Here is a 14,397-nt window from a genome sequence, read left to right as displayed (position 1 = left end):
TAATCACATTATCTATGCGTTTTTATTTTTGGGAAATATTTAGTGTGTAAAAGCTCATGAGCCTTTCTACTTAAAGGATAATCTAAGTACTTCTCATAAATAGCAAGCACTTGTGGATTTTCATGAGATCTTCTGTATTCAGAAGCTACATCAATATTATTTAGACCTTGTGCTCTCTTTTCAAGAGTTTCTTGTTTTTTTATAGCTTTAGGTTGTCCACCACCACCGATGCAACCTCCTTTACATGCCATGATTTCAATAGCGTGATAGAATTCTTCACCACTTCTAATTTTATCTAGCATTTTTTTAGCTTCTTCAAGACCATGAGCAATACCGATTCTTAGTTCAATATGACCAATTGTTAAATCACAACTTCTGAATCCATCCCAACCTCTTAAAGCTTCAAATTCAATATTATCAATTCTTTCACCAGTAATCATTTCAATAGTGGATCTAGTTGCAGCTTCGATAACTCCACCTGTTCTACCAAAAATAATACCAGCTCCAGAGTATTCTCCTAATGGATTATCAAACTCTTCCTCTTCAACTGCATTTAAATCAATTTCAGTTTCTTTTAATATTTTTATTAATTCTCTTGTAGTGATAACATAATCAGTATCATAGTTATCTCCTCTAGAAAATTCATCTCTAGAAGCTTCATATTTTTTAGCTAAACACGGCATGATAGCAACAGTTGTAATTTCATCTCTTTTGTAACCTTTTTCTTTAGCCCAAATATCTTTAGCTATTGTAGAGAAAATTTGCATAGGAGACTTAACTGTTGAAGGTACATCAAGCATATCAGGATAGCTTTGCTCGATAAATTTAACCCAAGCTGGACAACATGAAGTAAGTATAGGTAATCTAACATTGTCATCACCTTTAAAGAATGCTTCTAATCTTTGTTGGAACTCTGTAGCTTCTTCCATTATAGTAAGGTCAGCTGCCCAAGTAGTATCGAAAACAAAGTCTACTCCAAGCATTCTAAGAGCACCGTTTATTTTTTTCTCAATATTAACTCCAGCTTCAAATCCAAAAGCTTCACCTAAAGCAACTCTAACAGCAGGTGCCATTTGAGTTATAACAACTTTACCTGGTGTAGATAAATCTCTAAGGAATTTTAAACTGTTATCTCCTTCATTAATTGCATTTACTGGGCAAGCAGCAACACATTGACCACAGTGAGTACATCTTTCTATATCAATACGATGTCTCTCTTTTATTTTACCTTCAATACAATGAACTGGACAAACTCTAGCACAAGCAGTACATCCGATACACTTGCTTGTAATTCTAAATTTAACTAATTGAGGACATTCACCAGTGTAACATCTATGTTCTTCAATATGTTCTTCAAATTCATGATAAAAGGCATCAATAGCTTCTTCTATCAAATTATGTTTTTGTTGAGTAGTTTCTTTTATATTTTTAGAAAGTTGTCTTAAAAGATAAAGGTCTCTCATATTTCCTTTACCTTTAGAGATTCTATCTAAAACTCTCCAAGATCTTTCTATTTCAAATTTTGCAATAAGATATTCTCTATACTCTCCTTTAGAAAGTTTTCCTAAAATAAACTCAATATAGTATTTAGCAAATTGAACAATACAACTTTCGTTAGATAAAACGATTAGTGCTTTTGGATGTTTTGAATCAAAAAAGTGATCAAAATCAACAATTTCATTCAATGCTTCTTTAGTAGCGAATCCTCCAAAAGGTAATCCAAATTGAGCTGCTTTAAAATCTTTTCCATTTTTCATTCCACCAGCAATATCTAGGATATCTTTTAAAGTGGCATTTTCAGGGATTTCGTAGATTCCTGGATTGTTAATTTTTCCAGAGATTGTGATTAGTCTGTTTTCTCCTACAAGTCCTCCCATAAGGTCACTTTCCATAAAGACAGAACCTAAAGTTGTTCTAAGTAAGTTTTGCTTCTTGTTCATAAATTCTCCTTTTTATTTTTGTAGTTTTTTATTATATTCTTATATAAAATTAATTTCCTTTTTTCTAGGTTATTATTAGAAATATCTGCTAAATTATTAAGCATTTCATCAAGCATATCTTGATATATATTTAAATCAAAAACTTTTTTATGTATTAAAAGTTTAAAAATAAGTATATTCTTTAAATACATTGGAAAAAATAGTTTATTATTAAAGTTAAAGTTGAATCTAATAAAAATATCTAAAAATTTTGATTGAAGCTCTTTAGATAGTTTCATAGTATATAAGCAATAAAAAGGTACGAGCTCTTTACCTTTGACAAAAGTATTTAGATTTCCACCTAGATACATTATCATTTCAAAAAGTATGGGGTCATTTTTAACTAATAAGGCTCTTTGCAAAGCACTTAGTTTATCTTTTTTATCAAAACTATTTATATTTTTATTTAAAATAATTTCATCTAATTCCGCAATTTTATCTTGAAAATTAGGAAGATTTTTAAAATAATCTTCTAAAATTCCGCAACGAGCTAATCTAACACCAGGAATATTATTTAAATTTTGATAAAAAACTAAGGCTTCATTAAATCTTTTCATTTTTAAAAGTAAATCTCCAACAAAGTTAGAGTCTTTTTTTTCTTTATAAAGTTGGATAATTTTTTGAAGTTCTTTTTGAGTGTATTTATTTTCTAAAACACCTCTTTTGATTCCTTCTTTAATCTCTTTATCTTTATAAGCTATTCCAAAACTACGATTACATTCAGCAGCAGTGAAAAAAAGATTATTTTCGATGGCAGTATCAATTATTAGTTTTCTATAAGAAACTTCTTTACTTTTTAAGGATTTATTAGAAAGTTTTGTAATTGCATTTCTAAAATTGAGCTGTGATATATCATTCTCAAGATCTCTTTCTAAAATCCATGTAGGTTCACCGGCTTTTTCAAAAGCATATTGAGCTTCTTCTAATTGTTCTAATTTATAAAGTTTAATTCCCTCTTTTAACCAATCCTCTTTTTCGTTTAGAGTATCATTATTATTCTTTGTTATATTAATATTATTATTAGGTGTTAAAAAATTATGGAGTTCTTTTAAAACTTTATTATTTTCAATATTAGATTCCATAATAATTAGATTTTCTTGCGCTCTAGTTATTCCAACATAAAAAATATTAAAATATTTTCTATATTTTTGATCGTGTTTGGTAGCTTTAGAAAAAATCTTTTCCCATTGAGATTTATAAGTAGATGATAAATTATAACAAATAATATTGCTATATTCTAATCCTTTAATCTCTTGAATAGAAAAAACTCTGTGTTTATTATTTAATTGTTCAAGAAGTTCAGCTTTTGTTTTAGTGTCAGAAACAACAATAGCTGTATTAGCATCATTTTGTGCCTTTTCTAATAGAGGGAGATTTATTCCGGTTAAATTAACTTCACCATCTTTTTGGATAGCAATCTCTTTGTAATCATCACTCCCTAAATTTCCAATATATGAACTTCTAAGTTCAGCAAAATAATTTGCTAAATCTACAATTTTTTTGCAACTTCGATAATTTTTAGAAAGAATTTTTATATTAACTTTTTTATTATATTTAGAGTAAAAAAGATTTTTCATTCTTTCAAAATTAAAAAAAGTAGCATTTATCATTTGATGAATATCTCCAGCCAAAAACAAATTTTCTTTATTTTTAACAAGAGAAGTTAAAGCAAAAATCTGTAACTCAGTTAAATCCTGAACTTCATCAATTATAATAAAATCAAACTGAATATCTTTTTTTAAAAGAGTTAGAGAAAGATCATTCAAATCAAAGAGATTATTATCATCTAACCATTGGTTAAACTTTAAACATACTTCATAAAAAAACATTCGATTTTCTTTATCTAGTGTTGAATATTTAGAGCTTAAATTTAAGTAGTCTTCTAAGGTTATTGTACGTTGATTTAAATTTCTATTCCAATTATCAGCATTTCCTTTAATCATAAGGCCTTTAATAATTCCATTTATTTCTGAATAAATCTCTTCAATAGAAAGATTAAATTTTCTTCTATTAGGATAAGAAAGAAGAAAAAATTCTTTAAATTTATTAAATTCAACAATTTGTTTTGGTGAAACTTGTAGTTTTTGACATATAAACTCTTTTAAAGTAAAAAAATCAGCAATTTTTTTGCCTTCTTTTCTGAATTCTAAATATTGCTCAAAAGAGTTGTCTTTTAAGTATCTATTAGCTGTTAAATAAAGAATTTTTGAGATATCATAAAATTCGTAATTCTCTTCTAAATTTAAAAGTTTTCTTAATGTTATTGTACTTTTACCACTTCCAGCACTTCCGGCAATAAAGTGAGGAGGTAAATCTACAAGACATGAATATTGTTCATCATTTAAATAATAATATTTATATTTTTTGTTATAAAAATTTTCTATAAAATGAGAATCATCAATAATTTCATATGTAATTAAGTTGTTGTAATTAAAGAAATTTTCATCAATGGATTCTATATTATCTTCTTGATCAAAGATTATGAATTCTTTTAAAGAGCTTTCATCAATCTCTTTTCGTTTTGCTTTTTTTATAGCCATATCATGAGAAGAGTAGATTAAGAAAATAAGATTTCCTTCAATATCATCTCTTGAAAAGCTATTAAGAAGAAAAAAAATACGGTCACCACTATCAACTCTAAATTCATAAAGAGAGTTAGCTCCTGCAATTTTTTTTATCCAAAAACCTTTAGGAAGATTATAAGACAAAATTTTATAATTTTTAATTGTATTATAAAAAAAATAAAGTTTATCAAGAACTTTTTTATTTTTTTCAATGGGAATACTTTTAAAAAAATAATCAGTAATTAAAAATTTCATAGGTATACTCCAAAAATACGACTTAACTAAATATTATATCATTTTAGTTAAATTTTCAAGAAGTTTAAAGTATAAAAAGAAAAAAGAGTCTAGATTTAACCAGACTCTAATCATTTTGTAATACTTTTTTTACTAAGTAAGTTACATCCACCCTTATATTCAGGAAAATAATATCTAACTAAAGAAGCGATAAAGTATTTATTTATGTTATTTTTCTTAATGAAAGCTTTAAAACTTTTATTAAGATTTATTTTACTTATTAATTCTGGAATAGATATATTTCCGTCATTATCATTAGAAATAACAAGTTCTTTGAAAAGTTCAATTTCATTTTTTGACATTTGAACAAAATTTATTAACCCGATGAAAGATCTATCAAAACTTATAATTTTATTTGAATTATCAATAGCGTTATTTAAAGAAACGTTTGAATAATTAAGTTTTTCTTGAATATAACTTTTTTCAAGTATTTTTCCTTCTGTTTCAATAAACTTTTCAAGTTCATCAACTCTATTAAACCCTTGTTCTCCAATTGTTAAAACTCTACTATTACCATTTGTACTTAAATTTAACTCTTGAGCAAAGTGGTACTTAAATAGCGAATAAAAAACATGATCAGAGTAAATACCAATGCTATTTAGAATGCTTTCTAAATTTTTATAAACAGCAATACTATCAATATAATTTTCATTAAAAGAAAGAATAGTGTTTTTTAAATTTAAAAACTCTTCAACATTATATTTTATTTTATTTATATGAATATAAGTTCTAGAATCTGTCATTATAATACCATCTATTCTTGAAAGTAGACCTTCTAATCTACGAGCCAAGTAAATTGCAGTGTTATCGTTCATATTCTTAATCTCTTCAGAATAAAGATTATAATCTAATCTAGAGTTAATATCCTCAATAATTAATTTTATTGTATTTTCATCTACTCTTAATGGATGTGAAACTAATTTAACAAAGTAAAGTTCTAGAATATCTTTATATCCACTGTTTTGAACATAATATTTTCCATGTTTTTCATAACCTAGTTTTGTTATTATTTTTTCAATCTCTTCTTGAGTGATCCATTTAAAACTTTTAAAACTACTTCTAATTGTTTTAACATTTTCTGTAGTCAGAATGTTAGTAAATTCTAATGAGTAGAAAATTTTAAAGAAACGTTCTCTTCTATCGAAAAGAAATAAATCCAAGAAATCTATATAAAAAGGTCTTGAGAAAATTTCATTTCTTTTCAGGAAGCTAACTAAAAAACGATAATTTTTACCAAATAGCTCATACATTTCATCTAAAGATATTTCATCTTTAAAATCAGCTTCAATTTTTAATGCAATATTTAGATTTGTATTTTTAAATATATTTGCAATAATCTGTTTTAATTTTATTTCAATTTGTCTTGTTCTTTCACGACTAATATTTCTTAGGGTACCAATCTCTTCTAAAGTTTTATTATTTTCAAGTCTATCAACTAAAAGTTGAATATCATCTTGAGAAAGAGTGGTTTTGATTTTTTTTAAAGTTTCTTCCAGAGGAAGTGTAGTAGTACATATCTCATATATTCTTTCAAGTTCATTACTAGTTAATTGTAAAGAATCGATATCCTTTTGGTTATAGTTTAAAAATTCTCCAACTGTTATTCCTTCAATATGCTTTATATTAAAAATTATTTTGTCTAAACGACAATCAACAATTTTTTTAAAAGTTTTTTGTTTTGAAAATCTTTCTACAATTTCAGACAGATCATTTTTTATATCTGCAATTCTTCCAGGACCAACACCAGGTACTTTGGAGTATTGAGTTAGTAACTCCTCATCTATTTCAGATAGGTAAATTACATTATTTTCCTGACAAAAATTTAAAAATTTTAATTTTTTTTCATCAGGGTAAATAAATCTATCAATTCTAAGGTAGTTGCACCATAATTTGTATGTACTCATCAAAATTTCCTCCCCAAAACTCTACGCCTAATATATAAACTAGGTAAAAGCTATTATATTTTTCTTTCGGCATTATATGATTCATATTTTTGTTTAAAAGCATCTATATCTTCTTGAGAAAATCCAAATTCGTTAAGTGATTGAAAATCAAAAGATTCTAAATCAACCATAAATTCAATATTTTGCTCAGATAAAATGTTTAAAAATTTTCTAGATTTTTGATAAATTTTAGTTACTTTATCACCTTTCATTAAGAAAGTTTTCACATCCCAATCAATAATTCCCTTTTTATAATCTAAAAATTTTTGAAGTCCCTCTTGTACATAACGATCCTCTTTTAAAAGAGTTGAAAACATCTCCTCGTTTATTTCTTGTAAGTATTTAACACCAGATTCTAAAAGCTTTTCTCTGATACTTACAAACTTATTAGCTGAATAAAAATAATGAAGATCAACTAAAAAAGAGTATTGCCATTGCTGTTTTGGAATAATTCTATTTAATTTAATGAAATTCTCCTTTAACATTCTATTTTCTTCTTGTAGATTTCTAAGATTTTTTTCCATAAGTTGCCATTGCTTTGAATAGTCAGTATTTGGCTTAGATTGCAAAGAAGAGTAATTACTAATAAGAACCTCTTTTTCCTCCAACTCTTTTTGAAGATTTTGTAACTTTTCACTTAAAGTTAGATTGATTTTTTCGAGTTCCTTGATGTTCTTATTGTTAAAAAGTTTAAATAAAAAACTCATAGCTCTCCCCCTTATAGATTAATACTTTATTTATATATAGATATTATACTAACTGATATCATTATAATTCATTTTAATCAAAAATTCAATTTAAAATATAGTATTCTTCAAATATTTGACATTATATAATACATAAAGTAATATATTATTATATCAAAGAAGTTCAAGGAGGAAATTATGGTTCAAAGGTTGATGATATATAACTTAATAGTACTAACTTTTGATGCATTTACATATTTTTTTATGAATGAAAAATATAGAGGTTACTTAGGAATTAATGACTATATTAGATTATTTAGTAATCCAATGTATAGAAAAAGTCTTCTTACCAAAATTTTTATAGTAGATTTTATAGTGATATTATTTTTCATCCTATTTAAATAAGGCATTTTCAATTAATTTATATAAAATATGTATTGATTTATAGTAAAAAATGGTCTACAATATTAGTATTGAAATTAAAAAAACTGGAGGAACAATGTTAATAAGTAGAGAAGTTGATTACGGTATAAGAATCGTACTTTTATTGTGTGAAGCAAATAGAAAAATGGATGCAAAGGAGATTTCTGAAATTTCAGGTGTTTCTATAAGATTTACACTTAAAATTCTTGGAAAATTAACTTCATCTGATTTAGTAGAATCATTTCGTGGTGCAAAAGGTGGTTATGTAGCAGCAAAGAAGCCAGAAGATATAAGTGTATACGATATAGTAGAAGTTTTAGAAGGTGGAATCAAAGTAAATGGATGTTTTGAAGACAAAACAAGTTGTACAACTTCTAAAATGGCTTTATGTGGATTAAGATGTAAATTAGAGGGAGTTAATTTAAAAATAAAAGAGGAGTTAGAAAAGATAACAATGGATAAACTTGAAAACTGCTCAGGATATGACTCATAATAATCTGATATATTTAACAAGAATTTAAAAGGGAGATTTTGGGAAATGAAAATTTTAAAAACAAAAGGTGTTTGTGCAAAAGAGATTGGTATAAAATTAAATGGAAACATTGTTGAAAAAATTGAATTTTTCGGAGGATGTGACGGTAATACAGTTGCTATTGAAAAATTAGTTGAAGGAATGACAATAGAAAATGTAATAAAAAAATTAGAAGGTATTGATTGTTCAGAGAGAGGGACATCTTGCCCAGATCAGTTAGCTAAATTATTGAGAGAATTAGTTTAAAAGCAAGGAAATTATAAAGTTGAGTAGTATAATAAAATAAATTATTATATTGATTTAATTTTATAGGAGGTCCTTAAAATGAAAAAATTATTTGTAGGTTTAATTTTAGGTTTAATGTTAGTAGGTTGCTCGAATATGACATCTAGAGAGAAAAGTGCATTAGTAGGAGCTGGAGCTGGAGCATTGGTTGGAACAGCAATTTCAGGAGATTCTAAAGGTGCTTTAATAGGAGCTGGAGTTGGAGCTTTAGGTGGAGCAGCAGTGGATAATTATAATAAAAAAGGTAATGTTCTAGGAAATTAGGGCTAGACAAAATTTATTAAAAAAGTAAAAAGCTATTGTCAACTTATAAAAAGTTTGATGATAGCTTTTATTAGTTTAGATAAGTATAAATTAAAGGGGGAATTATTTGTGAAAAGAGTCATCAATGTAATTAAGAAATTTTTAATTTTTCTGATAATATTAATATTAGTGGTTCAATTTACTAGAGCTTATTTATACAATAAGATGGCACCAGAATTAAAAAAATGGCATGAAAAAAGTAAATATGAAGAACCAGAGTACGAAAAATTTAAAACAATTGATGAATATTTAGTTGCAGAGAAAGAATTTTTAGAAAAAACTTATGCAGAAGTAGAAGTTAAATCAAAAGATGATCTAACAAGATTTTCTAAAAATGGTATATTATCACCAATAAACGAAAAAGGTGAAAATATAAATAGTTCTTTTGAACTTATTCCAGAAAAGATTAAAGGAGGAGTACTTTTACTTCATGGATTAACAGATTCACCTTTTATGATGAGAGACGTGGGTCAAATTTTTTATGAAAAGGGATACTATGTTTTGGGATTAAGATATAAATACCATGGTACTTTTCCAGGAGAGTTACCGAAAATATCTCAAAAAGATTTTGAGGAAGCTGCAATATTTGGTTCTAAAATGATAAAAGAAAAATTAAAAGATATAAAAAATCCAGAGTTTTATATGGTAGGATTTTCAACAGGAGCAGCAGCAACTTTACAGTATATAACTCAGAGTGTAAAAAAAGATAAAGAGTTACCTACTCCTCAAAAGGTATTTTGGTTATCACCAGCTATGGGAGTATCTTCTGCAGCAAAATTTGGTTTTTTAGATAGTTGGGTTAGTATGATTCCATACTTTAAAAAATTTCAATGGTTAGATATAAATCCAGAATATGACCCAAGTAAGTACAACTCTTTTCCTAAAAATCCAGGGATTCAGGTATATTATCTAATAAAAAAAGCAAAGCTGAATTTTTCAAAGCTGGGTAAAGAGGAAAAAATGAACTTACCTCCTATTTATAGCTACACTTCATTAGTAGATTCTACTGTTCTAGATAAAGATTTATATGACATTTTTGAAAAAATGGAAAATCCAAATAATAAGTTAGTTATTTTTGATATAAATAGAAAATTTGAAGATTTTTTTAAACCCAATTTAATAAAATTGAATTTAAAAGACGAAATGTCAGAATTAAATTTTAAATTTAATGTAGCATTTATTAGTAATTATAGTAGTAAAAAAGATGATGAAGTAGCTATATTAAACTATAATAACAATGTATTTTCTGAAGAAAATAAATCAAATCTTAAATGGAATGAATCTAATTTTTCTTTATCACATGTAGCGATACCAATATCACCATCTAATCCTATTTATGGAAGAGATTCAATATTAGGAAGTTTAAATTTAAAAGGAGAAAATAATTCATTGTATTTATCTCCGAATCTGTTATATAGATTAAGATATAATGAATTTTTTCAATATATTGAAAATGATATAAAAATGGTACTTAACTAAAAGTTATAGAAAATTTCTATAACTTTTTTTCTTTTTTATAATATATTGAAAAAAATTTTCAAAATTGAATTGACAAAATTTTAAAGAAGGAGTAGTATTTTAAAAATTACAAACTTGGGGAGGTTTAATAAAATGAGTAAAAAGTATTTATTTGGATTGGCAATAGCTTGCTTAGCTATAGGTGCTTGTGGTGAAAAAGAGAATGGGGTAAAAAATGAAGAGAAAACTAAAGTAGTAACGGTTTCATTAGGATCTAAACCTAAAAGCTTAGATCCAGCTATGTATAATGAAATTCCATCGCTTTCTATAGTGGAGCAGATATATAATACACTGTTTCAGATTGATGAGAATGGAAAAATAGCTCCAGAACTAGCTGAATCTTACGAGTATATAACACCGACAGAATTAGTTATAAAATTAAAAAAGGGTGTCAAGTTTCATAATGGAGATGAATTAAAAGCAAGTGATGTTATTTTTAGTTTAAATAGAATGGTAGAAAAGCCAGCTACAAAAGTAATGTTAGACGTTATTGAGAGTGTTGAGCCACTAAATGACTATGAAGTTAAAATAAAATTAAAGGAACCGTCAGCACCCCTGTTGTACACATTATCTTATCCTTTAACTGCGATATTAAATGAAAAATACACAGAAGAAAAAAATGGAAATATTGCTACAGACGCTATGGGAACTGGAGCATTTAAATATAAGAGTTGGGGAGATGGAGAAAAAATACAATTAGTAGCTAACGAGGAATATTTTGGTGATAAAGCTAAGATAGATGAACTAATATTTAGAGCTATTCCTGAGAATACAAGTAGATTAGCGGCATTGGAAACAGGAGAGGTTGATATAGCCACGATTGCACCAATTGACGTTCAAACTGTAGAAGGAAGTTCGGACTTATATGCAGTTTCATTTCCTACAACATCAACAGAGTATTTGACTTTAAATACAGCAAGAGAACCTTTTAATAATAAGGATTATAGAAAGGCTTTAAATTATGCTATAGACAAACAAAGTATAGTAGATGCAGTTTATTTAGGAAAAGCGAGTGTGGCAAATACAATAGTAAATCCTACAGTTTTTGGAAGTGATCAAAAAGTTGGAAAAATAGATTATAATCCAGAAGTAGCTAAAGAACTTTTAGAAAAATCAGGAGTAAAAAATAAGACAATAAAAATTATGTCTAATGATAATCCAGTAAGATTACAAGCCGCTCAGATTATACAAGCTAATTTAAAAGAGGTTGGAATAAATGCAGAAATTGAAACTGTAGAATGGGGAACTTACTTACAAATGACAGCTCAAGGAGATTTTGATGTATTTATAGGGGGATGGGTAGCTGGAACTTCAGACTCAGATATAGTTTTATTTCCTTTATTACATAGTAGTTATAAAGGAGGAGCTGGAAATAGAGCTAATTTTGAAAATCCTGAATACGATAGATTGGTTGAACTAGGTAGAAAATCAACAGAGAGTTCAGAAAGAATAGAAGCTTATTCAAAAGCACAAGAAATTTTAGCAGAGGAGAATCCATTAGTTCCATTGTATTATAAAAATGAAAATATGGGATTAAATAAAAGAATAAAGAATTTTGTTCCAGTTGCTAATACAATTCATAATTATGCAGCAATTGAAGTACAATAATAAATCTTCTTGACAAAGGTAAAGAAGAAGAGTATTATAGTCAACAATTTAGATAAAAAATAAAAAAAGGGAGTGTTGAGGGGTATGAAGTTAGATTTAAATTACACACTGCAATTTACACAAGAAATTTTAGCTATTCCAAGTCCAGCTGGTTATACAGAAAAAGCTATGAATAGAATAGCTAAGGAATTGGAAAAGTTAGGATTTAAATATAGTTACAGTAAAAAAGGGTGTTTAATTGTGAAAATAGAAGGGGAAGATTCTACTTATACAAGATTATTATCAGCTCATGTTGATACACTAGGCGCTGTAGTAAAAAAAGTAAAAAGTAATGGTCGTTTAGAGCTTATAAATATCGGAGGATATGCTTGGGGATCTGTAGAAGGAGAAAATGTTATTATTCATACTTTAGATGATAAAGAATACGAAGGAACATTATTACCTATTAAAGCATCAGTTCATGTATATGGAGATATTCCAAGAGAAATGCCAAGGATAGCTGAAAATATGGAAGTTAGATTAGATGAAGAGGTATACTCTGAAAGTGATACGAGAGCTCTTGGAATTTGCCAAGGAGATTTTGTAAGTTATTATACTAAAACTAAAATAACAGAATCAGGATACATAAAATCAAGATACTTAGATGACAAGCTTTGTGTAGCTCAAGTATTAGCTTATCTAAAATATTTAAAAGATAATAATAAAAAACCAAATAATAATTTATATGTTTATTTTTCAAATTTTGAAGAGGTAGGGCATGGAGTATCAGAAATACCAAAAGATGTAGATGAGTTTGTAGCATTAGATATTGGACTTGTAGCTGATGATGCTCACGGTGATGAGAAAAAAGTTAGTATTGCTGCAAGAGATAATAAAACAGTTTATGATTTAAAAATAAGAAAAAAATTACAAGAGGCAGCTGATAAAAATGGTATCCATTATACAGTAGGTGTTTATAATAGATATGGATCAGATGCTACAGCATCAATTCTTCAAGGTGCAGATTTAAGATATGCTTGTATAGGACCAAATGTTGATGCAACGCATCACTATGAAAGAACTCATGTAGATGGGATAGTAGAAACTATAAAACTGTTAATAGCATACTTTTAAATAATAAAAAACCCTCTTCTTTAATTAGAGGGTTTTTATTATTTAATTATATTTATAGTTGTTGTAAAAAAGTTATAGCCATTTTAGCAGTAACAATAGTTGTTATAACAAGAAAAACAGGTCTTATGAACTTTGTACCTCTTGTAACAGCGACTTTTGCACCAACATTAGCTCCAATTAGCATTACAACTCCAACTGTAAGGGCATACATATAAGCAATTTTTCCATAGTATATAAATGTTATAACACTAGCAATATTACTAGCTAAATTTAAAAATTTTGAATTTCCACTTGCTCTGATGAAATCTAATTTAAAAATTTCAATAAATCCAAATATTATAAATGAACCTGTTCCAGGACCAAAGAACCCATCATAAAATCCAAGAGAAAATGCCATTAAGATTCCAAGTTTTAAATTTTTTGAATTTACGCCTTGAAAATTATCATGGCTACCTAAATTTTTATTTTTTAAAGTATAAATAAGAACAAAAACTAGTAAAAAGAATGCAATAGGATATAAATATTTTGAATCAATCAAAATAACCGCTTTAACTCCTAAAATAGCTCCAATAAAAGAAAAAGGAATTAGATATTTAATTAAATCCCAATTTATTTTTCCAGAACGAGCAAATTTAAAAGCACTACCACTACTTGAAAAAAAAGCTGCTAGTTTATTTGTTCCAAGTGCCATATGAGGATCTAATCCTGCAGCTAAAAAAGCTGGTAAGCTAATTAGTCCACCCCCACCAGCAATAGCATCAACAAATGCTGCACAGAAGCAAGCTGAAGCTAAAAACATAAAGTTAATTAAAGAAATCTCTGAAAAAAAGGTTTCCAACATTAAAACGCCCCCTAGTTAATTATTTGTTTTGAGTATATCATTAAATGTATTTTTACACAATCTCTCTTTTTCTAACTTAGTTAGTTTTTTAATTCGAATCTCCTCTTTAGATGCTTCAGATCTATTTTCTTTAATAAAAACAACCTCAATTTTTGTAGGTTTATAAATTTTTGTATATTTAGCTCCTTTTCCACTAATATGTTGTTGAAATCGCTTTGTAACATCTGTTGTAATACCCGTATATAAAGAGTTGTTTTCACATCTTAAAATATAAACGTACCATTTTTTATTTGAATTATTCATATTAT

Annotated in this window: 13 protein-coding genes; 7 read left to right on the top strand and 6 right to left on the bottom strand. The window is 27.0% G+C overall.

The window, feature by feature from the left end:
- Positions 1-8: 8 nt before the first annotated feature.
- The 4 genes from HMPREF0202_RS07990 to HMPREF0202_RS07975 form a co-directional block, all read right to left on the bottom strand.
- Positions 9-1,940, bottom strand: a complete 1,932-nt coding sequence (locus tag HMPREF0202_RS07990) for a [FeFe] hydrogenase, group A (RefSeq protein ID WP_023050374.1) — start codon at positions 1,938-1,940, stop codon at positions 9-11.
- Positions 1,937-4,798, bottom strand: coding sequence for a UvrD-helicase domain-containing protein (locus HMPREF0202_RS07985; RefSeq protein WP_023050373.1), 2,862 nt, complete (start codon positions 4,796-4,798; stop codon positions 1,937-1,939). The genes HMPREF0202_RS07990 and HMPREF0202_RS07985 overlap by 4 nt, the downstream gene beginning before the upstream one ends.
- Before the next feature lie 110 nt (positions 4,799-4,908).
- Positions 4,909-6,741, bottom strand: a complete 1,833-nt coding sequence (locus HMPREF0202_RS07980) for a sigma factor-like helix-turn-helix DNA-binding protein (RefSeq protein ID WP_023050372.1) — start codon at positions 6,739-6,741, stop codon at positions 4,909-4,911.
- Between the two features lie 53 nt (positions 6,742-6,794).
- Positions 6,795-7,487 (bottom strand): hypothetical protein, encoded by a 693-nt coding sequence (locus HMPREF0202_RS07975; protein WP_023050371.1) that lies wholly within the window; start codon positions 7,485-7,487, stop codon positions 6,795-6,797.
- A gap of 177 nt (positions 7,488-7,664) precedes the next feature.
- Between HMPREF0202_RS07975 and HMPREF0202_RS07970 the strand changes: the two genes are divergently transcribed.
- The 7 genes from HMPREF0202_RS07970 to HMPREF0202_RS07940 all read left to right on the top strand — a co-directional run bounded on the left by HMPREF0202_RS07970 (position 7,665) and on the right by HMPREF0202_RS07940 (position 13,248).
- A complete protein-coding gene (locus HMPREF0202_RS07970; RefSeq protein WP_023050370.1) occupies positions 7,665-7,871 on the top strand; it encodes a hypothetical protein in 207 nt (68 codons plus the stop codon).
- A 94-nt stretch (positions 7,872-7,965) separates the two neighbouring features.
- The gene (locus HMPREF0202_RS07965) at positions 7,966-8,382 is read left to right on the top strand and encodes an RrF2 family transcriptional regulator (RefSeq protein WP_040406913.1); all 417 of its coding nucleotides are present in this window, start codon (positions 7,966-7,968) and stop codon (positions 8,380-8,382) included.
- Between the two features lie 45 nt (positions 8,383-8,427).
- Positions 8,428-8,667, top strand: coding sequence for a TIGR03905 family TSCPD domain-containing protein (locus HMPREF0202_RS07960; protein WP_023050368.1), 240 nt, complete (start codon positions 8,428-8,430; stop codon positions 8,665-8,667).
- A 78-nt stretch (positions 8,668-8,745) separates the two neighbouring features.
- Positions 8,746-8,970, top strand: coding sequence for a YMGG-like glycine zipper-containing protein (locus HMPREF0202_RS07955; RefSeq protein WP_023050367.1), 225 nt, complete (start codon positions 8,746-8,748; stop codon positions 8,968-8,970).
- A gap of 108 nt (positions 8,971-9,078) precedes the next feature.
- Positions 9,079-10,488: an alpha/beta hydrolase gene (locus tag HMPREF0202_RS07950; RefSeq protein ID WP_040406911.1), complete on the top strand. Its 1,410-nt coding sequence runs from the start codon at positions 9,079-9,081 to the stop codon at positions 10,486-10,488.
- A gap of 132 nt (positions 10,489-10,620) precedes the next feature.
- Entirely contained in the window at positions 10,621-12,135 is a 1,515-nt protein-coding gene (locus HMPREF0202_RS07945; RefSeq protein WP_023050365.1) for an ABC transporter substrate-binding protein, read from the top strand.
- A gap of 84 nt (positions 12,136-12,219) precedes the next feature.
- Positions 12,220-13,248, top strand: coding sequence for a M42 family metallopeptidase (locus HMPREF0202_RS07940; protein ID WP_023050364.1), 1,029 nt, complete (start codon positions 12,220-12,222; stop codon positions 13,246-13,248).
- A 52-nt stretch (positions 13,249-13,300) separates the two neighbouring features.
- On the opposite strand, the gene HMPREF0202_RS07935 is transcribed toward HMPREF0202_RS07940, so the two are convergent.
- On the bottom strand, positions 13,301-14,089 hold the full coding sequence (locus HMPREF0202_RS07935) for a sulfite exporter TauE/SafE family protein (RefSeq protein WP_040406909.1): 789 nt from the start codon (positions 14,087-14,089) through the stop codon (positions 13,301-13,303).
- A 15-nt stretch (positions 14,090-14,104) separates the two neighbouring features.
- Positions 14,105-14,392 (bottom strand): GIY-YIG nuclease family protein, encoded by a 288-nt coding sequence (locus HMPREF0202_RS07930; RefSeq protein WP_040406934.1) that lies wholly within the window; start codon positions 14,390-14,392, stop codon positions 14,105-14,107.
- Positions 14,393-14,397 lie beyond the last annotated feature (5 nt).

This window comes from Cetobacterium somerae ATCC BAA-474 (assembly GCF_000479045.1).
Lineage (GTDB): Bacteria > Fusobacteriota > Fusobacteriia > Fusobacteriales > Fusobacteriaceae > Cetobacterium_A > Cetobacterium_A somerae.
Note: the sequence above shows the minus strand (reverse complement) of the source record. Positions and strands in the feature narration are given on the sequence as shown.